We start from the raw sequence: 22,592 nt of genomic DNA, 5'->3' as shown, positions 1-22,592 counted from the left end.
AAACTACAAATAGATACATGAATCAAGTTGAGTATGTAATGAGGATAAAAGATGATAAAGACCCTTATTAAATCTACAAGACTATCATGGGCATCTAAAAACTTCAATGCATACCTGCTTGCCCTTACATATGCTTATTTTTCAGGAACACTGATTACAAACCCTTTTGAAATACTGGAAGGTCTTTTACTTGTTTCAGTGTTCTGGGGCGCATTGTACAGTTTAAATGACCTGACTGATCTTGAAGTAGATAAAAAAGATCACACTAAAAGAAACAGAGCTTTTATTGAAAATAAGATTGATGAAAAGTGGATACTGATTTTCTCCAGTTTTCTGATAGTTGCAGTATTTATAATCTCACTGACTACTTTAGATCCTCCATTTACCATAATTTTAGGATTAATGCTCTTAAATCAGTTGATCTATACATTACCTCCTGTAAGGCTTAAAGACACTCCATTTGCACCTTTTACAAGTACTGCCACAAACAGTGTCTTAAGGATAGCTTCATGCTGCGTGCTACTGGGCAACGTGCTTTTAGTTCCAGTAAGCGTATATTTTTTCATGTACATGGCAGGAATGGCCACTTATGTTATGTATAAATCAAAGCAAATTTCTGCAAGTATTGTAGGGGTTATAGCTGGCGTAAGTTTAATTTATGTACTGTACACTGGAGAAATGAACATTATACAATTTGCAGTCGCGATTTTACCATCATTTTTAGCTGCAATACCATTATACCTTTCTGTTTATATAGATAAAGAAAAAATGACTCAGATTGCTGACATTTTATATCATCAAGTCGCGATGGTATTCTTTTTAATAGTTATTTTAATTATTCTGTTTTAAAAAATTAAAAAAATGGCACTTGAATATACTTTCAAGTAAAATAAAAAAGAGGTCAAAAATTTGATTAAAATTATTTAGAAAAGTTTTCCAAGCTTTAATAAAGCTTTAGGTGAGACTTTAACAAGCACCCTAAGGAGTTCGCTTGTACTTATCTTTTCAAATTTAGTTTCCCTGAATACTTCTGCTATTGAGTCTAGTTCTTCATTTGAAAGACTTTCAAGATAGTCTCTTGACTTCATGTACTTATTAAATGAATCCCCAATTTCTTCTTTGCAGCGTTTTCCATATTCTGCAAGCCTCTTTTCAGAGAAATCATTATCTTTAACTGCTGCAGCAGAGACTTGGCCGGCAATACGTCCGCCCTGCATACCGCTTATTATACCTCCACCAGTTAAAGGATTCACCATTCCACCTGCATCTCCTACAACCATAACATTGTCAGTTGCTATTTTTTTAATGATTCCACCTACAGGGTCTCCACCTATATTAAGCTCCACTGCTGTAGCATTTTTAGTTGTAGGGCAGTTTTTTACAAAGTCAACGAGGTGTTCGTAGGCACTTTTTTCTGTTAGTGTTGATATAACTGCAAGACCGACATTTGCAATGTCTTTTCCCTTTGGAAATACCCATGCATATCCTCCAGGGGCAACATCTCCAAAGTAAAATTCTAATGCAGTGTCACTTTCCAGTTCTACACCGACCATTTCAAACTGGGCACCAGATTCCATATCTTTAGGCTTAACTGCAGTTTTAAGACCACCCCACCTTCCAACTCTTGATTCTGGACCATCTGCACCTATAACTATCTTTGCCTTAATATCGAACTCTTCACCCATGCGTTCTGCTTTTACAATTACATGGCCATCTTTCCTTTCTAAACCTTTAGCAAGAGTCTTGATCATTATATCTGCGCCTGCTCTTGCAGCGTCCATGGCCATATGTTTATCAAATACCTTTCTTTCTACCACGTAACCCATTTCTGGAAGTTTTACTGTGTCTTCAGTAAGCCAGACGTCGGTTCCATTTGGAGATACAAGACGTACCCCATTGATTTCTGAAGTTATCCACCTGCTGCTTGGCTCTACGCCTAATTCAATTAAACCATCCTTGGATACACCTTCAGCACATCTTTTAGGAGCGCCTATTTCAGATTTTTTTTCAATCATTAACACATCTGCACCGTTTAAAGCAGCGTGTTTGGCGGCAGATGAACCTGCGGGACCTGCCCCAATTACTAGAACATCAGTTTCAATTAACATTAATTCACCTTATTCTTCTTTTATTAAAGCACGCACTGGGCATGCCTGTACGCATATTTCACAATCTTTACATGAACTTTCATCAAACGTTATGGTTGCCTCGCCTACTTCAATCAGGCATCTTGGGCATACGCCTGCGCATTCACCACAATACATACACCATTCTTTAACTATCTTCATTTTATCCCTTTTCTGATTTTTTTACTCTCGGATTTAACTTTTATTCAGTTTATTATAACTCCTTTATTAATCTTCACATAATAAAAAGTTACATCCACTTTAAAATTAATATAAAGTGAATTGGAAGATCAAGTATAAAAACTTGATTATAACAATTTTTTATGATTCAAATTTAGACATGCATTTCAAGTGTAAAATTTCATGTACTTTCTAGAAGATGTAGTAGAATCCTGCAAGCTAAGTGCAAGTATGTTAAATGTGTATATATGAAATTACACTCAGACAACTTAAGCACATGTTAATGTGTATGTATAACACATATACACATATCACACCCATCACAAATATTGTAAATAAATTAATAGGTATCTAAAAAATATTTAAAGATTAATATAAAAGCTAAAAATTTATTTTTAAGGTTTTTTAAACTACAATATGTATTAAATAATAATATAAATATATTTTGTGCATTTTAAGTTATTTAAAAAAATAGAATATTTAGTAAATATATGATTTACTTACTCTTCTTCCTCATCTTTCTTTGATTTAAATACATATCCGCATTTAGTACAAATCACTGCCCCTGTTGTTGCATGAGCATGATGTTCAGTTTCTATATTTCTTTTAACTGTTTTATCTACACCGCCACATTTAGGGCATTTTTTAGCCAAGTCACCTATTTTCATTTTAGCATACCTCTTATAAACATTACAATTACTATTTTAACATTTTTTTTATCAAATAACTATTTCTTCTTCTAATTTAATTAAACTTATGATAAATCTAAAAACAACATAATAAAATTGGTTTATATTTAAACTACCCATATACAAATAAGAATCTAAATAAATAAATAAATTAGTAAATAAAACCTCCTGACTAAACTTACTACTTTAAAATCGTATTATAATGTTTTTTTTTGACTTTTTAGCACTTGTTTTAAATTAGAGTTCAGCTTGCAGCAATATTTATATACTTTGATCTGCATATTATAATACATTCGGGGAAGACCGAACTAATATAGACATCTCTAAAATTTGAATAATTTTAGGAGGCCAAGACATGAAAACAGAAGAATTAAGCAAAAAATGTCCTAAATGCGGTTGTAAAGATAAACATATCATACAAAATGATTCAACAGGGATGCTTGTAGGTGTTGAATACAAACACTCCGGATCCAAAGTCCCAAAGGGATCTAAATTCCGCTGCACTGAGTGCGGATACGTATTTGAATAAATAACGAGATTTAGGGTTAATCTTAATGACTCCTTGCCCTAAAACTCACATATTTCTTCTTATTTTAAATTACAGAATTATAACCCACAATATAGTCTAATTAAACTAAAAAAACTATATCCCATAACTAGATCACTGGTTAAATACGCTTAAGCATTATTGACATTATCCCCGGCTTTTGCACTTTTTCCTCGGGTTTCCCTGCCCCAAATGCCATCATACCCTGTGATGACAAAAACTCTTTATTTACACGATCTGTAATTTCCTTAAATATTATTTTATACGCATCACAGTGAGGGTCCACACCATCAATTTCCGCCTTATTAGTTTCTTCATTAATTTTTAAAGCATTATAAGGACATCCGCCTCTACAAAACTTCATATATGAACATCTTTTGCATTCTTTATCTACATATTCCTTAAATTCATCAAGAAGCTTTGCAGGTGCAGATTTAGAGAGATCCTCAACTGTTGGGTGGTCACTGACATTACCCATCACGTACTCAGGCATTCCTACAAATCTATAGCAAGGATATATACTCCCATCAGGCCCTACAGCAAATGTATCTCCCATACAGTCCACATAAGTACAGACAGTTCCCCTACGAGTAAGTACACATTTGCAGAGATGGTCTATGTTCATAATTTCAATTTCGCCCATATTTTCTAAATATTTGTCTAAAAGATAGATCAAAAGCTCCCCATACTTTTGCGGATCAATAGCCCATTTAGTAGGGTCTTCACTGCGCAGTGAAGGTAAAGCAGGGTGTAATTTAAGTGTCAAACCTTTTTCAAGGAAAAAATTAAAGATATCCTCTTTATAATCTATAGAATAAGAAGTAAATGTAGAAATAAAACTGACTTTTAAACCATGTGCCTTTGCAATTTCATAGCCCCTCATGGTCCTTTCATAATAACCTTTCCCTCTCTGAAAGTCATTAAGTTCCTTAGGCCCGTCTAAACTTGAACCTATTGGAATATTATACTCGCTGAAAAGTTCAGCAAGTTCATCTGTCATATTCCATAGATTAGTCTGAAGGGCAAATGCAGGTTTCAGATCATTCAAACCATTTTTAAGCATTGGCAACGCTTTTTTATAAAAATCCAAACCCGCAAGTAGCGGTTCTCCCCCATGAAATGTAAATGTAACTGGTTCGTTGCGGAATGTCTTAAGCCAGTTAACGATTTCTTCAACAGTTTCAACGCTCATTACAGGAGATCCCTCCTGCGAACTCCAGCAGTAGTTGCACTCAGAAGGACAGCCCAAAGTAGGAATTATCATTACATGAAAAGCCATTTTAACACCATTTTTAGTTATTAAAAATTCATATGTTAATAACTTAATTTTTCTATTTATATATTATCCTATCTTTCAATTTTTAAATTGAAATAAATATAAATTATTAACTACATTATACCCTGTTTAAAATATAACAACATTAAACTGCTAAAAATATAAAATTAGATTTAAATAGATAGTTAATGAAATTAAAACTCGGTTAAAAATTACTTTTAATCCCCTTTACTTCTTAAAATATCCCGTGCGGCTGCCATATTTTTTAAGATTAATTTATAGTACCCACGATAATTTGAAAAAGCTTATATATCTAATCATAAGAAAATAGTTTGTAATTAATAAATTATATTATTTTAAAACGGTGGTTTGAGATGTGGAATGAAATAGGCTTCCTGATAGTCGTTTTAATTATTGGAGGATTAGCCGGAGCTGTTATAGTTATGTATAACAGTTTAATTAAGCTTAGAAACGGTGCAGATAATGCATGGTCACAAATTAATGTTCAATTAGAACGAAGAGCAGATTTAGTATCTAACCTGGTTGAAACAGTGAAAGGATATGCTAAACATGAAAAAACTACACTTAAAGGAGTTACTGAAGCACGAACAGGGCTATCAAATGCGGAAACTGTAAAAGAAAATGAAAAAGCAAATACTCATCTAACTAAAACTTTAAAAAGCTTATTTGCAGTTGCAGAAGCTTATCCGGATTTAAAAGCTGACGAAAGTTTCGAAGATCTAATGAAACAGCTGTCTGAAACCGAAAACCAAATTGCATATTACCGTCAATTGTACAATGATGTGGTATGGCAATATAACAATAAATGCCAGATGTTTCCAAGCAATATCGTTGCCAACTTCTTTGGATTTGAAGAAGAAAGATATTTTGAAATTAATGAAGCTGAAAAAACAGTTCCACATGTGGATTTCGCAAGCGATGATACTTTAGAAGCCGAAAACATTTAAAATAAGTTAAAGCCTAATTAAATCCTTAAATTAACTTTTTTGTAAATATAAGCATTTATTATCTAAATAATGATTTATTAAGGCGATTATTTTAATTATTTTCCATCAATTTAATTAAATTACAGCCAATATAACTATTAAATTACTTTTAATCTTTTATACTTTAATTGGAGTAATGCAGTAACCCCATAATTATTTAATAAAAAATAAAATATATGTATGATCACAATCAAAAATAGTAATGGTGGTCTTATGGTTGACACCCATGATATTAAAGGCAAAGGTAAAGAGTTAAAAGGAAAAATAAAGGGTAAAACTGCAGAAGAAAAAGGAAAACTTAAAGGCAAATCCGCTGAATTAAAGGGTAAGCTGAAAAAGTAAAAAAAAATAATTCTACTGCATATTCTCGGGTATAACCTGTATCCTACAAATGAACATTCCAACCCAAACTAAATCATCTTCTGAATTAATGTAGGGTCCATTTTTGATCAATATTTGTAATCTGATTGAATTAAGGATTAATTGGTGATATTATGATTAAAACATTAAATCAAGAAAAAATAGGACAGCCTCGAAAAGGTTTCGTTAGTTTTAAACTAGAATTTACAGATGATAAGCTGTCTAAAGAAAATATAGAAGATATAAGTAAAAAATTACTGGAATATGAATCACATATAACTCATTTTAAAGACGGCAGTGCTTATGAATATAAGATAGACCCTGAAGACAAAATCATTAATGTAATAATACATTATCCCCTTAAAAAATGGCCTGTTGAGGAACAAAGAGATATTAAACTAATTAACGATTTTGCAGACGATTTTCAGGAATTTTATGAAAGTAAAGTTGATCATTAACTTATTTTTAACAATTTTAGTGTATACTTTTAAAAATTAAATAAACTATATACGCTCATGTCTAAATGGTTGTGCCGATGTTACTTTGAATTTTTATGAGTTATATGGTTAAGTAAATTACACTCTTCCAAATATAATTTCATATAATTAATTGATATTATAATTTAACATGAAGCATGAAGTGTACACATGAACATGAAAAAATCGCAGCTAACAAACACGATGTGTTTGTCGCCTGCAAAACTACGTTTTGCGGTTCAGGAAAACCTTAAAAAATCGTAGATTTTTTACGTATAGAAAAATGCTACGCATTTTTCTCTAACTATGGTTTTCAGGGCGTCAAAATCAAAGATTTTGTGCATTCGAAAGTTTTGCTTTCGATGCACCAAACACTACGTGTTTGAGTGCCGTACGAAACGAAGCTTGCAAAAAACAAAGTTTTGCATGCCCCAAAATTCTTCGAATTTTAGGAAATGCAAGCATGCAAAAAATGAAGCATTCGAAAATTCTGTGAATTTTCGATGCATTGAAATCAGAGATTTCAATAGTTTTTTGCGGTTACAAAATCGGAGATTTTGTAAACATTTCCTAACCTTTCGGAAATCATAGATTTCCGATGCCGGAGGAAACTCTGTTTCCTCGGCCGCAAAATTAAAAATTTTACATGCTCAAACGCTTTGCGTTTGAATGTCCCAAAAAATTCTATGAATTTTTTGAGGTTGAAGAAAATCTCCTTGAGATTTTCTGAACACTCGAAAATTTTTATATAAATTTTCGGTGTTTGTGAAGCAAGCTTCACAACCGTAAAAACCGAATGTTTTTACATGCCCCGAAATTCTATGAATTTCGAGGGCCCAAAAATCTAGATTTTTGAGGATTTTGAGAGATTTTGTAAACATGAGCGAAAAACTAAATTAATAGAAACCCATTAATTAAATGCTGCAAATAAATAACTATAAAAACTAAATTTGTAGAATATAAACCATTTCATTAATTAATTTCAATATCCTCTGTTTTAAATCCATCAACTAAAAAAGTGGTATTATGAAGAATAAATATTCTAAAAATAAAGAAGAAAATCCATTAAAAGAGCTTGATAAAATTAAAGTACATTCATTTAAGGAATTGGAACATAAATATTTTAATGATATGAAATTTGAAGATTTTCAAAAGGAAAGGTTAAAAGAATTTGATAAAAAAGAATTAAAAGATTTCAAAGAATTTGTAGAAGATTCAAAGATGGATACATCTTTAGAAAATCTAAAATTAGAATTGAATTCTGATGACACAATAAAAAATATCCTGAAAGAATTAAAAGACATTGGAATAAATGGGAAACGTCAGCTAAAAATTATAACAATGCTCAAAAAAGAAATTAGGAAATAAAAAAAGATACTATTTTTATTATTCTTTATGCTTATTAATTGAAGATGTATTTCATTATCATTTCTAAACGTTTTTCGTGTTTTATCAATAATAAAAGTTATATACCTGTTATAACAATGTTACATTGAAGATATTTTAAAAGGTGTCTTCAAAACCCAGAAATTTGCTGCTTTTTAAAGCACTGGCCTGAACTGATTGCAATCCATTAAATTAGTTCATAGCGCTTTTTTTATAAGAGATTTCGTTAGCCTGTGTAGCTCAAAGGCCAGAGCAGTTGCCTCGTAAGTAACAGATAGGGGTTCGAGTCCCTTCACAGGCTTAAATACAGTTATTTTTAAAAATGTTATTCAAATATAGGCATAATTAATATTTTTAGGTTTCAAATCAGCCAGTTAATAAGCTAACCCCATAAAAACATGACGTGAGTTATAAACCCGTGCATTAACTTATAAAACTTTAACTTAAATTAAATTTTTTAAATTTAAATCCAATCAAACTCCGTGTTTGGATTCACCTTGGTTTTTAATACAGTCCAGGATTTAATAGTGGTTTCTTCCTTGATAAATTTGGATATATCCTCAACTTCATCGTAATTATATACTATAATATCGTATCTATCATAGCTGACAGTTATATCTGCAATACTTTTGAATCTTTCCTGCAGCAGCTTAATATTTTCTTTTACTTCTTCAGAACTCATAATTATGGTATATTCTTATGGACTAATAAATTTGTGTTTTCTATATTTTTAGCCCAAAATGAAATTAATCTGCCACTGTTAAATAACTAAATAATACTATTTTAGACTCATTTTTGTATCACCAACTATTCGTTCTTTAGATCCGGTGTAAATTGAATCAAATTTTACAGTTTTAAAATTATTAATTCAACATAAATCAAATTGACCTTCTTAAATTTTCATAATGTACCATTCCTCAAATTTACTTAATCTCACCCCAACAATAAAATCATGAACCGCTGCATATCCCCTTTATTTACTTATCTTCTTTTCACTTTTTATGTGGGATATAAATTCGCCGAATAATCGAGACCATATCATATTCTGTGAGAATATAGTTATATCCCTAAAAAAGATATGTAGCCCCTTTAAATACATTTATGAGTAAATGAGCTTACATTTTGATTTAAAATTTTTGTAATCACTAAAATATATTTTTATAAGCTAAACCAAAATTGAGTACCTGAAAATAAATATTAATTATATATATATAAAAAATTAATAAAAGTAAAATGAGTTTAAAAACACTCATGTATATGTGCATGAATTTGTACTTTAGTTAAATTATAATTGGATATAATAATTAAAAACATGTACTATCAACGATACACGTGAAATTACATTAATTCACCTCCCGGACATGAATGTTTAAAAATTTTTTAGTATGACTACAGAAATCAGAGTTGGAATTCTTAATTTTTAAATACAGAATAACACCGCGATTTCAAAATTTAAACTAGTTTAAATAATATTACAAGTTTGTACTTGCTATTTGAGGTAAATAACATGTTGGAGTTTAGAGAATTCAAAATATTAGATAGTGGTAGTAACTTAATTACTCCAATTAAATTCAGCTTTACAGATCACGAATTAAACGAAGAATCTCTGGAATGTATGTATGAAAAACTAAATGAATATGAAATGTATTTAGAATATGATTGTAAAGGTGAATTTAATATTGAAAATAAAAAAGAAATTATTATTGAAATGATTATAACATTTCCAAGTAGAAAAGTTCCTGAAGATAAAAAGGAATTAGAAGAATTTATCAACAGACATATAATGGATTTTAGTGAGTATTATTATAAAATAAATAAATTAGAGAACTTAATTAATGATAATTTAATAGCACCTACCTAATTTTTGTCAGATAATTATAAATAATGTGCTGTAAGTTAATTTGATAGTTATTTATTATTTGGATACTATTTTCAACTGTCCATTTACTGCATATCCCTATTTAGTTGTAAAAGCAATAGAAATGAGGGATATTAAATAAAATAACATTTTTAAAGCTTAATATTAACTTTTAGATTCCTCATTTTAATTTAAACTAATTGATCCCCCAAAATTTTTGATGTTATCCCCCGAACTTATAAATTATTTTAACAAAAATTTAATGCTTTTTTAATTCAGGTGACTTTGCATGTACTGGATTAACAGGAAAAAATATAAGACATTAAAACCAATATTAATAATCATATTCTATAACTTATTATAACTTCGATATATTCAGTTATTATTAACATGATAGTCTCCTCTAACGATGATCTTATTATTTTTATCAAAATTAATGGAGGTTGATGATGTGAGTAAAAAATCAGTTAATTGGTGGAATATTATAAACAAAATCAGCCACGATAAATCCACATGGGATTATCTAGAACCTGCAGAAATAGTAGAAATCCTGCAGAGAGTAACTGAAGCAAAAGAAAAGATAGTTGGGCTAGACAGATATATTCGTATCCATTTAGGCCCTGCATTGCAAAAATTACAATTTTTAACGGATCCATGGTACATCTATAATTTTCAAAGCTATAGGTACAATATATAAAAACATCTCTAATCCACCATTTTTTATTTTATGGCATTAAAATTAGTTAAACGTAATTAATTCCTTTAATTATCATCCAATTTATTATAATAATCAATATCATTAACCATAAATTAAAAAAACTTGATGATATTAGTTTTTAATAGAATAATGAAGGCCAATAAAAATAGTTACTGACCTTTATCAGTTTATCAAGTTATTTTTATTTTAACATTTCTTTGACCGCTTTCATTATCTCAAGTTTCTTTTTTATCATAGAACTCTTCATATCTAATTTAGCAGCCATAAGTTTCTTTTTATGTTCCATCATCTCACGTTTTTGCTCCATCATATCAATTTTAAGATCCAATTTCATGGCTAAAAGTTTCCTTTTGTCATCATCTGAGAGCATTTCCATTATTTCTTTAGTCATCATCTTTTTTTTCATCATTTTTTCCATCATCATCATTTCTTTCATTTTTCCAATCATCATTTCCTCTTTCACATTATCACCCCCATATTTTATGTGTAATAATTTTATGCTTATTTGTATTAAAAAGTATCCAATTACAGACATACTGCATTATAACACAGTTAAGTAAAGCAAAAATACAGCCAAATTAAAATCAAAATCAGAACAAATACCCCCTTTACTTTTTAGAACTTAAAATAACCCATAAAAATCGGATATAAAATGAAAATACATCTCAGCAATATTATTATATAGTTTTACAAGATCCTGAGATGCAAGAGTGTTATGGATGCTACTCACCACCATATCACTAAAAATATAGAGATGAAGCAGCTCTTAAAGATTTTCTACAGATTATGGGCAAAAGAGGAAAACTAATAACCTGTATGGAGTAGGACCGTACTTTTTTGATACCCCCATCACCTCCAGAACAGGCATAATTGCAGGACTAATCATATTCATTATAGGTACCAGTTTAATGTTTAATAAATATTATTTAATTTCAAACCGCCTGATGAATCATAAAATGTCAAAAAGAATTTAAGCACTGGATGCTGCTTTTCGCCTGTCAACCCACCTGGAAAAATATATAAAACCTCGCCTTTAATATGACCCGAAAATCAGATGCGCAAACGGTTTTATGGTTTTTTAGTGAAATGTTACTTATGACACCATTACTCATCACATTTACTGATTAACTTCACTTCATGTCTTTTAATGGCTGCTTGCACCTCAAATGTAATAGCTATCTTATTTTAGCAGTTATTGCAATCATCGTAACTACAATCTATTTTGATTCAGTTATTTTATTAGGTTATGTAGGGTAGGGATATCTTACTTAACTTGAATCTAGTTAACCCTAAAATCAGAAGGAATAGTAAAATAAAACGTCGAACCATCCTTAAATTCTGATTCAACCCATATTTGTCCCCCATGACGTTCAACTATTTTTTTACAAACTGCAAGTCCAATTCCAGTCCCAGAATATTCATCTCGAGTATGCAATCTCTGGAATACTTCAAATATACGATCTCTAAACTGCGGTTCTATACCTATTCCATTATCAGCAACTGAAAATATATAGTTAGTACTTACTTTTTTACAAGAAATATGAATTTTCACTTCTCCTTGTTTTTTACGAAATTTAATTGCGTTACTTATAAGGTTCTGGAAAAGCTGGATCATTTGTTTATCATCTACCATTACGGTAGGAAGTGGATCTATTGTAATTACTGCATTACTTTCATCAATAGCTATTTTCAAACTATTTAATGTTTGATTTAAAATTTCTTCGAAATCAGAGAGTTTAAATTCGTTATTTCTTGTATTAATCCTCGAATAATCCAATAGTGCTTTAATCATTATTTGCATCCGATTTGCACCATCTACGATATAATTTATAAATTCATCCGCATCTTCATCTAACTGATGATTATACCGTCGCTTTAAAAGTTGTGTAAAACTAGCTATTGTTCTAAGCGGCTCCTGAAGGTCATGGGAAGTGACATAGGCAAACTGTTTCAGTTCGTCATTGGAACGTTTCAGTTCATCTATAAGAATATTCAATTCAGCAGTTCTTTTCTGAACCTTTAGTTCCAGTTTATCATGTGCTTCCCTTAATGATTCTTCAGCCCTTTTACGCTCTGTAATATCGCTGTTAATTTCCATAAAACCAATTGGGACATTATTTTCGTCCTTCTGTAATGCCCACCTACTGGAAACTATAATCTTTTCACCACTGCGCTTTGTATGAATTAATTCTCCTTCCCAGTAACCTTTAGAAAGAAACTGTTCACAGGTTTCATTTAATGAATCTGGAAATTCAGTTTTAAGTAAGTCATGAGTAACTTCCCCCAAAACTTCTTCTTCATACCAGCCATACCTTTCTTCAGCACCTTTATTCCAAAAAGTAATTTTATCTTCCATATCATGGACAATTATGGCATCATGCGTGAGATTAAGCAAATCAGCCTGTTTTTTTAATTTTTTTTCTAATTTGTATTTATAAAAAGCATTTTCTATGTTACATTTTAGTTCATAAATACCTGCTGGTTTTACAATAAAACCATAGGGTTCAGTTAATTTAGCCCTTTCAAACGTTTTTTTATCAGAATAAGCAGTTAAATATACTACTGGAACATCAAAGCGCTTTTTAATTAATTTTGTAGTTTCTATACCATCCAGTTCTCCTTTAAGTACAATGTCCATTAAAATTAGATCTGGTTTTAACTTTTTTATCTTGTTGATAACATCTTTTCCAGTATCTTCAATTGAAAGTACTTCAAATCCTAACTTTTCTAGTGATATCTTAATGTCTAAAGCTGTGATTACTTCATCTTCAACGATTAAAACTTTTATACACATTTAAAGTCCTTCATTTAATTTAATATAATTCCAAAATTATTAAAATATGCAATTATTTGTATTATACTATGATTAGAGTTACATCTATATAAATTAAAGGTTTAATTAGAGCAGATAGTAAAATAGAATTTAAAAATCAAAAAATAATTATCGTACATTTAATATGCCACCCTTCCTTAAAATTAGATAATTAAAGCAGATTAATGTAAAATTTAGTCAATTAAATCAAAAACATTATTTAAATAGGTATTAACAAAATATATTCTCTTTAAGTACTTATCTTTCTTTTAAAATAAATTCAGAAATTAAAGAACCAAAAGTACAAAATTTTTAATATTATTATTTATAAAAATAGTATTATGTCAGATCAAAAAATGAATGATAAACAGATAGTTGAAAAATCAATTAAAAAACCAGAAAGCATAGAGGAAGGCTATCTAGACATAATAGAAAACACATTGAAAACATTTAAAGAACAAAAGAAAGCAGATATTCATTACTTAGATAATATTGAATATATATTAAAAAATTACAAAAAAGAACTGGAATATATGGACAAGAAGAATAAAGAAATGCACAATAAAATCGTAAAATTAATTGAACACAAAAAAGTTCTGGATGATGAAGTTAAAGAAGACTTAAAAAAAACTGACAAACATATTCAACTAATTAAAATCCAAAAAGAATTGTAACTAAATTCAAAGTTAAATAACTAATTTTATTTCATAAAATCATATTAATATCCGTTTATACTGGTTATTGTATAAAATTAAGCTCAATATCATCTTTATTTATTATAAAATTCTTTAAATGATTCTTATTTTGTCAACTTTATATATCAACTAATTCATCAAAGTTTTCATTCAAATCAACCATTAATATGTTATTAAGGTTTAAAAAATCAGTATTTAGCTGTAATCCATTACGAGATATAATTTTTGAACCCCATCTTTATCAAGATAAAACAAAAAACCAACTATTTTTCTTTAAATACATTGTAAATCTTTGTTAGAATTTTGAAATGTAATAAAATTAATTTGAAAGGTCAAATACTTTAATTAAAATAATAACAAATAGCCAGAGAATGTAATACTATTATAAATGTATAGAAAAGCTTATTAATGATTTAGATACAATATGTTAGTATATTACTGATTTATAACTATCTGTACTAATTACACCGCTTCAAATGTACCCCATTATATTAATAATTCTGTTTATTTTAATCAAAATTTCGAGGTGATAGATATGAAAAATACTGTAGTAAATTGGTGGAATATCATAGTTAAATTAAAAAATGACAGCTCTTTATGGGACTATCTAGAGCCTGCAGAGATAATGGAACTTGTACAAAGAATGAAAGAAGCAAAAGACATGATAGCAGGGTTAGAAAAATATATTAATATAGATTTAAGGCCTGCATTGCAGAAATTGAATTTTTAATATTCAATTAGCCTAATTTCTATATAATTTGCTTTTTGTATAACCCCCATTATTTTTCATTATAATTTAAAAGATTATTTTTAAAGTTTATTTATGATTTAGAAGTTGAATAATTATATTTTAAGATAAAAAGACTAATTAACTATTTTCAAGTAAATCTACAAATTAGAAGAACATAAAAACGTGAAAATATAAATTTAATTACTATTTCAAGATATATTCTCCCTACTAAAAAACATTTAAAAGATTTAGAATTAAAGATTAATCCTAACATTATGTATATCCTCATCGATTACTTTTTAACCTGTTATTAACCCCACAATATAAATCTTAAATGCATAAATGTATATAATATTAAATCCAAATAAGGTAATACTAGAAGTTTTTTTCTTGGAGGTTGAAGAAAATCTCTTGAGATTTTAGAAAATACATTGTATTTTCTAACCTTTGGAAATCTGTCAAATCTTTGATTTGACGCCACAAAAATCAAAGCATTCGAAAATCAAAGATTTTCGATGCCCTCGAACACAAAGCATTCGAAAACCGTAATTTTTGCATGCGTCAAACACATTGTGTTTGACAGTGTTCGACGGCCCCAAAAATATCTCCAATATTTTTAGAGGTTAAAAATATGTCAGAAGAAAATATTGTATACATTGGAAATAAACCTGTAATGAACTATGTTCTAGCTGTAGTAACTCAAATGAATGGTGGCGTTCCATCAGTTATGTTAAAGGCCAGAGGAAGAGCCATAAGTAGGGCAGTTGATGTTGCTGAAATTGTAAGAAATAGATTTATAACCGACGCGGAAGTAGGAGCTATAGATATCAGCACGGAAGAAGTATCAAACATGGAAGGATCAAACAGTAACGTTTCAGCCATTGAAATACAACTCAGCAAATAAAATCTAAAAATCATTATAAAAACTTCTCTTTAAAGAGAAATCTTTTTCTCTTTAAAACTTAATTAATTTTTTAAATTTTTCAGTAATGAAAAATTCTAACTCTTAAAGCTATTTTTTTAAAATATAAATTAAATTAATAAAAAAAGTTCATTTAACTATTTTAAAATTAAATCTAGAATATATAATTATTTAATAGTTAAACACTCATGTTCCAAGTTGTGCAGATAATATATTTCATGTGGAACTGAAGTATTCCACATATTTTTAAGATAATTCCACATACAAGTTATAATTTAACATAAAGTATATTCATATACATGATTACATATGTGAGCATAGCTAAAACAACATGATTATGTATTCTAAATACACATGAACTTATTAATTTTTGGAGTCGCAAAGTTTATATTTGATTAGAAACATCTTCATTATATCTTTATATTGCGATTATATCTATTTAGAATCAGATTTTACCATTTAAATCAGGATTCATATTTCTTTTTTAATAAAAGTTAACTAAAATGGAGGTTTTCATCCATTTAGGTTAATTAATCTCCATTTATACTGTTAAATTGTATCTAATATTAAAAATTGGAATGACCACAAATGAAATTCAGGAAAAACACAGAAAACAAAAAAGAATCAGAGGATTTATTAAAAAAAGCGAGCAGATGCAACCCTAAAGGGCTAAAAGAACTACTTAAACAAATTGAAGCGGAAATTGTTGTGTGTAAAGGGAAAAATCATGACCTTTTAATAGCAAAGACCATAATTACCAGCAGGTTAGCTTCAATGAGAGATAGCGGTAAAATACCATTATAATCTCTCATTATTTTATAAGTTTAAACTTAATAGATTATTTAATTAGTTATAAGACCAGTTGCCAAGTAATTTCAATGCAAACCTACTTATCTGATATTCTAATTAACAAAACTGATATTTAACAAGCTGATATTAATATTCAACAAAATTAATAATTATTGGACTTGAACATGTTACGCTCATTCATGACATGTGTAAACTGTACTGATTCGTTTAATAAATTAAACAACTATAAAAAAAGATATACAGAATAATATTCAAGTCATGAGCGTAAATAGGTCCTAGCCCGTAAAAAGTTAATTATTCAAGTTAACATTTATTTTGCTGCAGTCAGTGGAATTTTCCAGATATAACCAATTCTTTTTGCGGTTTCAGATCTCTTTCCTTTCTTTTTATTCTCGTTTATGTAGTCTTCACTACCTTCCCATTTTTCCACATTTTCATCAAGATATTTGGCTATTTCTTCACTGTATTTTCTTGTTCCAATGGTATAATAATCAGCTTCATTACGAATATAACTAATTCCGTCGCCTTTTTCTTCCATAAAATTTGATATTTCAATTAATTTTTCATAAAACTCTGCATCTACCATTTAATTTTTCTCTCCTTTTTATAATTTAATTATACAGTCTTACGCCTTGAACTTCATTTCTCCATTTTTATTTAAAATTTTCCAATGGAGATAAGGTAAAATAAGCAATGTTACTTATGTCTTATCTACATATATGTTTCTTTTTATTGCAATTAAATAGAAAAATTTAAATTGTAAATTTGAGATTTGAAGATTATTTATATTATTTTTTCTCCTATTTAAAAATAGGGGGTAAAAATTTTGAAATAATAAAAAATTGTTTACCTATATTTTGAGACTTTAAAGTCTGCCATAATTTGCAGTATTATAATTAAACAAACTGCACATCATATACAAATAATTATTTACCAAAATGTTAAATTACTATTAATTATGTCAAGAGAAAGCATTTATAATCGATACATTCCTACAGTTATTCCCGATCCCGAAAATGATAATTGCCCATACTGGTTCGTGTTTAACCAGAATAAAATGTTGATAACAGATAACGAGATTAAGATTCCCTGCACAAAAAATATAGAAGAAGTTGATATTTTTCCAATTAGAACTCAGTATCTTGGAACATTAAATGGACATCCCTGTTACTCTGCAGAAGTCAATTCTGATACAGATGAGCTGAAAAAAATGGATTTTAGAGAGCTGCGTTCATTATACTGCGTTTTAGAGGAAGATATATTCCTTCTGGCTGGAAAAGCTTTTCAGATTGTAAATTGGGATCAGACACACCAGTACTGTGGTAGGTGCGGCACTCAGACAGAAGAGGTAAATGGTGAAAATGCAAAGATCTGCCCAGAATGCGGATTTATAAGTTACACCCGTATTTCTCCAGCCATAATAACCGCAGTTTTAAAGGATGATAAAATTCTCCTGGCGCGTGGCAGTAATTTCCCCAAAAACTGGTACAGTATTATTGCAGGATTTGTAGAACCTGGGGAAACCCTTGAAGAATGTGTAAAAAGAGAAGTTATGGAAGAAGTAGGACTAAAGGTTAAAAATATAAGATATTTTGGAAGTCAACCATGGCCATTTCCCCATTCACTGATGATTGGTTTTATATCCGATTATGAAAGCGGTAAAATATGTGTTGATAATTATGAGATAACAGATGCAAAATGGTTCGATGTAAATACTCTTCCAGAGCTGCCTTCAAATATGAGCATATCCCGAGAAATTATAGACTGGTACATAGAATCAATGAAAGAAAAATAGCTTTAAATTAGTTATAATCAAGTTTGAAGTATACTAACAGCTCGAATTTGTAAAATACATATCTATATTATTTTTTTACAACCGCAATTTTTATCCTTATGACTGATCTATATTAGTTTAGTTAAAAACTACTAACTTTAGGATCTATTAATATGAATGAAATATCAACCAACCTAATCGAATCATTGAAAACCATGGGATTAGCCGAATACGAGGCCAAAGTGTACTCTACTTTGGTACTATTTGAACGTGCAGAGGTTAAACGAATATATGAATATTTAAACGTGCCCAAACCAAGTGTATACCAAAGTTTAAAAGGATTAATGGACAAAGGCCTGGTAATGATGGTTAGTTCCAAACCTGCAATTTACAGGGCCACCCCTCCCAAAATAGCCCTTAGACATTTGATAGAAGTACATAAAAATGCAGAAAAAAGCGCTTTAGAAGAATTAGAGCATCTTGAAAAAAGTAATTTAGAGGCGGAAGATTCTGAAATCATATGGACTCTATTTGGCGAAAATAATGTTGAGCACAGTATGGAAGAGTTAATAAGTAAAGCCAAAAAGTCAATAAAGGTTCTTCTCCCTACAGAATATATAGATTTTCTTTCTTTTGTAACTAACAAAGACTTAAAAATTGAATTATTAATATTTGGAAAGGATACTTCTCTTGCAAGCCGTTACAACTTAAAAAACTTAACTGTGCATGATGGACATGAAATAGATGTTTTAGACTTCGGGGATCTTTCTAAATATTTAGATAGTCTTCCCCTACCTCCAGAACAGTATGCTAAATCCATATTCATATTCATCGATGACAATGAATTTATGTTTGTACCCCCATATCCTGGAAAGACCAAGTCTGGCGTTACATCAAAAAACCCTTATCTTATCGGACTTGTGAATATAATAGCCGGTGCAGTATGGGAGCATACTCCCGAAGTGCCGCTGGAATAAGCCAAAAAAATTAATTCAATATAAAAATCAGTAATTACTCTTTTACAACTTTTTAAGATTTTTTTTCAGCATATACGATCTTTACAAATTTTTTAATACCTCCAATGAGTAGTTTTTAACACAACTACTATCAAAAAGTTTATATAGTTAATGGTCCTTTATATATTTCTTTACGTAGTTGTCATGCGCATAACTACCACACTTGATTATTCACATAATTATTCAATATAACTATTTAAAAATAAGGACGGAGATTAATGATAAAAGGGATAACAGAAATCTTTAAAAATGATATTAAAGCCATTATACGTAACCCAGTAGTCATGTTTGTATTACTCGTAATTATCTGTATACCTGCACTTTATGCATTACTTAATATGCAAGCAACATGGGATCCCTACAGCGAAACTCAGAATATTAAAGTCGCAGTAGTTAACATTGATTCCGGTTATAACACCAATGGTACGCACTATAATGTTGGAAACACGTTAGTTGATGAATTAAAAAATAATAAAAATTTTAGCTGGCAGTTTGTTGATAAAGATACCGCCCTAAACGGCGTTAAAAATGGAACATATTATGCCGCATTAATAATTCCAAGTAATTTCAGTGAAGATTTACTTTCCATTGAAACAACAACCCCCCAACAGGCTAAAATACAATACATAGTTAATGATAAATTAAATCCAGTCGCTCCAAGGCTTACAAATGCAGGGGCTGATGAAGTACAAACTAAAATTAACAATGAGATAGTTAAAACTGTGGACGGGATTATTTTTGGTAAGCTCAGTGATGTAGGGGACATAGCTAAGGAAAACAAAGCAGAATTCCTTAAACTAAGATCATTTGTAAATGAACTGAACGGAAAAATAAGTGCTATAAACTCAGATATATCAGAAGCAAATTCAGACATGAGTACTATACAGGAAATATGGCCCAAAGTTAGCGCAGCACTACCAGAGATACAGAACTATTCCAATGCTATAAGGGAAAATTATGATTCATTATATAATCAAATTGAATCCAATCCTCAAGCAGCTTTAAGTAAAGTTCAAAACATGGAAACGCAGTTAAACACAACTATAACTGGCCTTAAATACGTTGATGCTATTTTAACCAGTTTATACAATGCAACAGGGGACGCTCAGTTAAAACCAATCATCACACAAATTGAAACTGATATTGGCTATGGAAATCAGGCATTAGCTGTATTACAAAAAGTAGAAACTGCTATAAAAGAAGGTAAAAATCCAAAAGGAGAATTAACGCAATTAAAAACTTTAATCGACGAAATGGACGATGGAGTGAATACATTAGTAGCTAACAAAGCAAGCATAAATCAAAAAATTAACAGCGCAGCGGCCAAGTTAAGTTTAGTCAACTCAAAATGGCCTACAGTTAAAAGTGCCATACCCATAGCTGCAGCCAAACTAAACTCAATAAATGTAGCAGATATAGACAAATTAATAGCATTCTCAGATACCAACCAGGGTGATGTTAAAAATTACTTCGAAAGCCCAGTAGAATTAGATAAAGAAAGCATGTATCCAGTGGATAACTACGGATCTGCTCTAGCTCCATTTTATATACCAATATCACTGTGGATAGGATGTATCATAGCCGTGGCAATGATAAGCATGAGGGTAAAAACAGGCCGAATATATAATGCTGCCAGCGTTTATCTTGGAAGAATGGGAATCTTCTTAATAATAGCCATACTACAGGCATTATTAGTTGCAATAGGGTCATTATACCTGCATGTGCAGATTTCATCAGCGCTGCTGTTTGTTTTGACCACACTGTATATTGGTATATGCGCCATGATAATAGTTTATTCAATGACGTCTGCTTTTGGAAACGCTGGAAAAGCACTGGCCATCATAATACTTGTACTGCAAATTACAGCAACCGCGGGAATTTTCCCACTGGAGATACTGCCTCCATTTTTCCAGGCGATACATCCATATTTACCCCTTACATACGGAGTTGGAGCCCTAAGAGAAGTAGTTGCAGGAGTTATATGGAGCACATACTGGTATAATATCCTGTATCTGACAGTATTCCCAATTTTAGCCTTTGTTCTAACACTTTTGATTAAAGAGAAGGTAGACAAACGTGCTCAGTGGACAGAAGAAAAATTAAAGGAAAGTGGTTTATTTTAAGCTAAAATACAACCCATTCCATTTCTTTTTAATAAATAGCCATTAGGGCTAACATTTTATATTTTTTAATTTTTCTAATTTCATATTAAGACCTTTTTAATGGATAAATAAATTAAATAATCCAAACATGCTCCCCCGCAGTTTTAATAATTCAATTATAATTTTAAATCATCGGCCGCTTATTTTATAAATAATGAATCTCTAATATTAGCTCTTATTAATAACCACATAGGACATATCCCCCCTCATTTGCAATTCAACATAAATAGCCCTAAAAGTTGATTTCCAATAATATATTACATAAAGACAATATTTTATTACTTAGTTTCGTATTTTTATGAAAATATCATTTGAAATTGGATTATCTAATTAAATTAACAGAGGTTATATTACATGCCGCTTCCAGAAACTGAATATCAGAAGTTAATTAATATTTTAAATAAATATAAAACACAATACTCTTTAACTATCGAAGAAGATCTTAATGATATAATCAAAAGCATAGAACTAGATGCAAAAATAAGTCATAAGGATTTAAATAATGCTAAAATAAAAGTTTTAAATACATTCAAAGGGCCAGAAATTGGCGTTACATTCGAAGATTAAATTCAATGTTTCTTTTGTTTTAATATTGACATTTTAAATTATTCGTTAAATTTTAACGATATGAATTATTTTTCAAGGGTTTTAAAAATTATGTTTAAATCTATATTCCACGTAAATACAAATAGTTACAACAATATGCTTAAGCTGGTTTAAATACAGTAAAACATTTTAAAATCCATTACATTCCAAAGCTACTTCCAAAGAAATACACATTTAAACAGCTTCAAAATTAGAATCACCACAAAATGGGCATTTAGTTTTATCTTCTAATTCCAAATTTTCGCTGTTTAATACCCTTATTCTGCTTGCTTTAGGAATAGCATAATTATTTCCACAGTTTTTACATTTTACAGTCTCACTATTTATATAAATCATGATTTTACCCAAAATATTATTTTGAAACACGTATACAAATGTGTTGTTATATCTTATATTTTTATTATTACTTACATCTGGGCAATCTAAAACAGTTTGGTATTAA

The 22,592-nt window shown here is 29.8% G+C and carries 25 protein-coding genes and 1 tRNA gene; 17 read left to right on the top strand and 9 right to left on the bottom strand.

Annotated features, from left to right (window positions below):
* The first annotated feature begins 51 nt into the window (after positions 1–51).
* Positions 52–849, top strand: a complete 798-nt coding sequence (locus tag ASJ80_RS03485; protein ID WP_069583039.1) for a UbiA family prenyltransferase — start codon at positions 52–54, stop codon at positions 847–849.
* 74 nt (positions 850–923) lie between these two features.
* Here the strand turns inward: ASJ80_RS03485 and ASJ80_RS03480 are convergent, their stop codons facing one another.
* The 3 genes from ASJ80_RS03480 to ASJ80_RS03470 all read right to left on the bottom strand — a co-directional run bounded on the left by ASJ80_RS03480 (position 924) and on the right by ASJ80_RS03470 (position 2,974).
* A complete protein-coding gene (locus tag ASJ80_RS03480) occupies positions 924–2,108 on the bottom strand; it encodes an NAD(P)/FAD-dependent oxidoreductase (protein WP_069583038.1) in 1,185 nt (394 codons plus the stop codon).
* Positions 2,109–2,117: 9 nt separating this feature from the next.
* Entirely contained in the window at positions 2,118–2,288 is a 171-nt protein-coding gene (locus ASJ80_RS03475; protein ID WP_048081289.1) for a 4Fe-4S binding protein, read from the bottom strand.
* 518 nt (positions 2,289–2,806) lie between these two features.
* Complete coding sequence (locus ASJ80_RS03470) at positions 2,807–2,974, bottom strand: TIGR04165 family Cys-rich peptide (protein ID WP_048081290.1); 168 nt, start codon at positions 2,972–2,974, stop codon at positions 2,807–2,809.
* Positions 2,975–3,350: 376 nt separating this feature from the next.
* Here ASJ80_RS03470 and ASJ80_RS03465 point away from each other — a divergent pair, with 376 nt between their 5' ends.
* On the top strand, positions 3,351–3,524 hold the full coding sequence (locus tag ASJ80_RS03465) for a TIGR04165 family Cys-rich peptide (protein ID WP_095651970.1): 174 nt from the start codon (positions 3,351–3,353) through the stop codon (positions 3,522–3,524).
* Between the two features lie 139 nt (positions 3,525–3,663).
* On the opposite strand, the gene ASJ80_RS03460 is transcribed toward ASJ80_RS03465, so the two are convergent.
* Entirely contained in the window at positions 3,664–4,821 is a 1,158-nt protein-coding gene (locus ASJ80_RS03460) for a TIGR04083 family peptide-modifying radical SAM enzyme (protein ID WP_069583037.1), read from the bottom strand.
* Positions 4,822–5,192: 371 nt separating this feature from the next.
* Between ASJ80_RS03460 and ASJ80_RS03455 the strand changes: the two genes are divergently transcribed.
* The 5 genes from ASJ80_RS03455 to ASJ80_RS03430 all read left to right on the top strand — a co-directional run bounded on the left by ASJ80_RS03455 (position 5,193) and on the right by ASJ80_RS03430 (position 8,348).
* A complete protein-coding gene (locus tag ASJ80_RS03455; protein WP_069583036.1) occupies positions 5,193–5,786 on the top strand; it encodes a LemA family protein in 594 nt (197 codons plus the stop codon).
* 252 nt (positions 5,787–6,038) lie between these two features.
* Entirely contained in the window at positions 6,039–6,167 is a 129-nt protein-coding gene (locus tag ASJ80_RS03450; protein WP_095651969.1) for an LEA domain-containing protein, read from the top strand.
* A 152-nt stretch (positions 6,168–6,319) separates the two neighbouring features.
* A complete protein-coding gene (locus tag ASJ80_RS03445; protein ID WP_069583035.1) occupies positions 6,320–6,643 on the top strand; it encodes a hypothetical protein in 324 nt (107 codons plus the stop codon).
* 1,044 nt (positions 6,644–7,687) lie between these two features.
* Positions 7,688–8,029: a hypothetical protein gene (locus ASJ80_RS03435; protein ID WP_069584050.1), complete on the top strand. Its 342-nt coding sequence runs from the start codon at positions 7,688–7,690 to the stop codon at positions 8,027–8,029.
* Between the two features lie 247 nt (positions 8,030–8,276).
* Positions 8,277–8,348 (top strand) — tRNA-Thr (locus ASJ80_RS03430).
* A 162-nt stretch (positions 8,349–8,510) separates the two neighbouring features.
* Here ASJ80_RS03430 and ASJ80_RS03425 read toward each other — a convergent pair.
* Positions 8,511–8,729, bottom strand: a complete 219-nt coding sequence (locus ASJ80_RS03425; protein WP_069584051.1) for a hypothetical protein — start codon at positions 8,727–8,729, stop codon at positions 8,511–8,513.
* A gap of 825 nt (positions 8,730–9,554) precedes the next feature.
* Between ASJ80_RS03425 and ASJ80_RS03420 the strand changes: the two genes are divergently transcribed.
* Both ASJ80_RS03420 and ASJ80_RS03415 read left to right on the top strand, forming a co-directional pair.
* Positions 9,555–9,908: a hypothetical protein gene (locus ASJ80_RS03420; RefSeq protein ID WP_069584052.1), complete on the top strand. Its 354-nt coding sequence runs from the start codon at positions 9,555–9,557 to the stop codon at positions 9,906–9,908.
* A 448-nt stretch (positions 9,909–10,356) separates the two neighbouring features.
* Entirely contained in the window at positions 10,357–10,602 is a 246-nt protein-coding gene (locus ASJ80_RS03415; protein ID WP_069584053.1) for a hypothetical protein, read from the top strand.
* A gap of 202 nt (positions 10,603–10,804) precedes the next feature.
* On the opposite strand, the gene ASJ80_RS03410 is transcribed toward ASJ80_RS03415, so the two are convergent.
* Entirely contained in the window at positions 10,805–11,086 is a 282-nt protein-coding gene (locus tag ASJ80_RS03410; protein ID WP_245837444.1) for a hypothetical protein, read from the bottom strand.
* An 816-nt stretch (positions 11,087–11,902) separates the two neighbouring features.
* A complete protein-coding gene (locus ASJ80_RS03405) occupies positions 11,903–13,417 on the bottom strand; it encodes an ATP-binding protein (protein ID WP_083240981.1) in 1,515 nt (504 codons plus the stop codon).
* Positions 13,418–13,776: 359 nt separating this feature from the next.
* On the opposite strand from ASJ80_RS03405, the gene ASJ80_RS03400 reads away from it, so the two are divergent.
* The 4 genes from ASJ80_RS03400 to ASJ80_RS03385 all read left to right on the top strand — a co-directional run bounded on the left by ASJ80_RS03400 (position 13,777) and on the right by ASJ80_RS03385 (position 16,586).
* Positions 13,777–14,109 (top strand): hypothetical protein, encoded by a 333-nt coding sequence (locus tag ASJ80_RS03400; protein WP_179288730.1) that lies wholly within the window; start codon positions 13,777–13,779, stop codon positions 14,107–14,109.
* 556 nt (positions 14,110–14,665) lie between these two features.
* Positions 14,666–14,860 (top strand): hypothetical protein, encoded by a 195-nt coding sequence (locus ASJ80_RS03395; protein ID WP_048081299.1) that lies wholly within the window; start codon positions 14,666–14,668, stop codon positions 14,858–14,860.
* A 631-nt stretch (positions 14,861–15,491) separates the two neighbouring features.
* Positions 15,492–15,764 (top strand): DNA-binding protein Alba, encoded by a 273-nt coding sequence (gene albA / locus ASJ80_RS03390; RefSeq protein WP_069584055.1) that lies wholly within the window; start codon positions 15,492–15,494, stop codon positions 15,762–15,764.
* A 606-nt stretch (positions 15,765–16,370) separates the two neighbouring features.
* Entirely contained in the window at positions 16,371–16,586 is a 216-nt protein-coding gene (locus tag ASJ80_RS03385; protein ID WP_069584056.1) for a hypothetical protein, read from the top strand.
* A gap of 316 nt (positions 16,587–16,902) precedes the next feature.
* Here the strand turns inward: ASJ80_RS03385 and ASJ80_RS03380 are convergent, their stop codons facing one another.
* A complete protein-coding gene (locus tag ASJ80_RS03380) occupies positions 16,903–17,178 on the bottom strand; it encodes a hypothetical protein (protein ID WP_069584057.1) in 276 nt (91 codons plus the stop codon).
* 372 nt (positions 17,179–17,550) lie between these two features.
* Here ASJ80_RS03380 and nudC point away from each other — a divergent pair, with 372 nt between their 5' ends.
* The 4 genes from nudC to ASJ80_RS03360 all read left to right on the top strand — a co-directional run bounded on the left by nudC (position 17,551) and on the right by ASJ80_RS03360 (position 22,111).
* Positions 17,551–18,387: an NAD(+) diphosphatase gene (gene nudC / locus ASJ80_RS03375; RefSeq protein ID WP_069584058.1), complete on the top strand. Its 837-nt coding sequence runs from the start codon at positions 17,551–17,553 to the stop codon at positions 18,385–18,387.
* Between the two features lie 152 nt (positions 18,388–18,539).
* Positions 18,540–19,343, top strand: coding sequence for a TrmB family transcriptional regulator (locus ASJ80_RS03370; RefSeq protein WP_069584059.1), 804 nt, complete (start codon positions 18,540–18,542; stop codon positions 19,341–19,343).
* A gap of 257 nt (positions 19,344–19,600) precedes the next feature.
* Complete coding sequence (locus tag ASJ80_RS03365) at positions 19,601–21,505, top strand: YhgE/Pip domain-containing protein (RefSeq protein ID WP_069584060.1); 1,905 nt, start codon at positions 19,601–19,603, stop codon at positions 21,503–21,505.
* A gap of 393 nt (positions 21,506–21,898) precedes the next feature.
* Positions 21,899–22,111, top strand: coding sequence for a hypothetical protein (locus ASJ80_RS03360; RefSeq protein WP_069584061.1), 213 nt, complete (start codon positions 21,899–21,901; stop codon positions 22,109–22,111).
* 213 nt (positions 22,112–22,324) lie between these two features.
* Here ASJ80_RS03360 and ASJ80_RS16815 read toward each other — a convergent pair whose 3' ends face one another.
* The gene (locus ASJ80_RS16815) at positions 22,325–22,486 is read right to left on the bottom strand and encodes a hypothetical protein (RefSeq protein ID WP_176720262.1); all 162 of its coding nucleotides are present in this window, start codon (positions 22,484–22,486) and stop codon (positions 22,325–22,327) included.
* Positions 22,487–22,592: the final 106 nt, after the last annotated feature.

This window comes from Methanobacterium bryantii (genome assembly GCF_002287175.1).
Lineage (GTDB): Archaea > Methanobacteriota > Methanobacteria > Methanobacteriales > Methanobacteriaceae > Methanobacterium_D > Methanobacterium_D bryantii.
The sequence above is the reverse complement of the archived record's forward strand: the minus strand, read 5'-3'. Positions and strand labels throughout refer to the sequence as shown.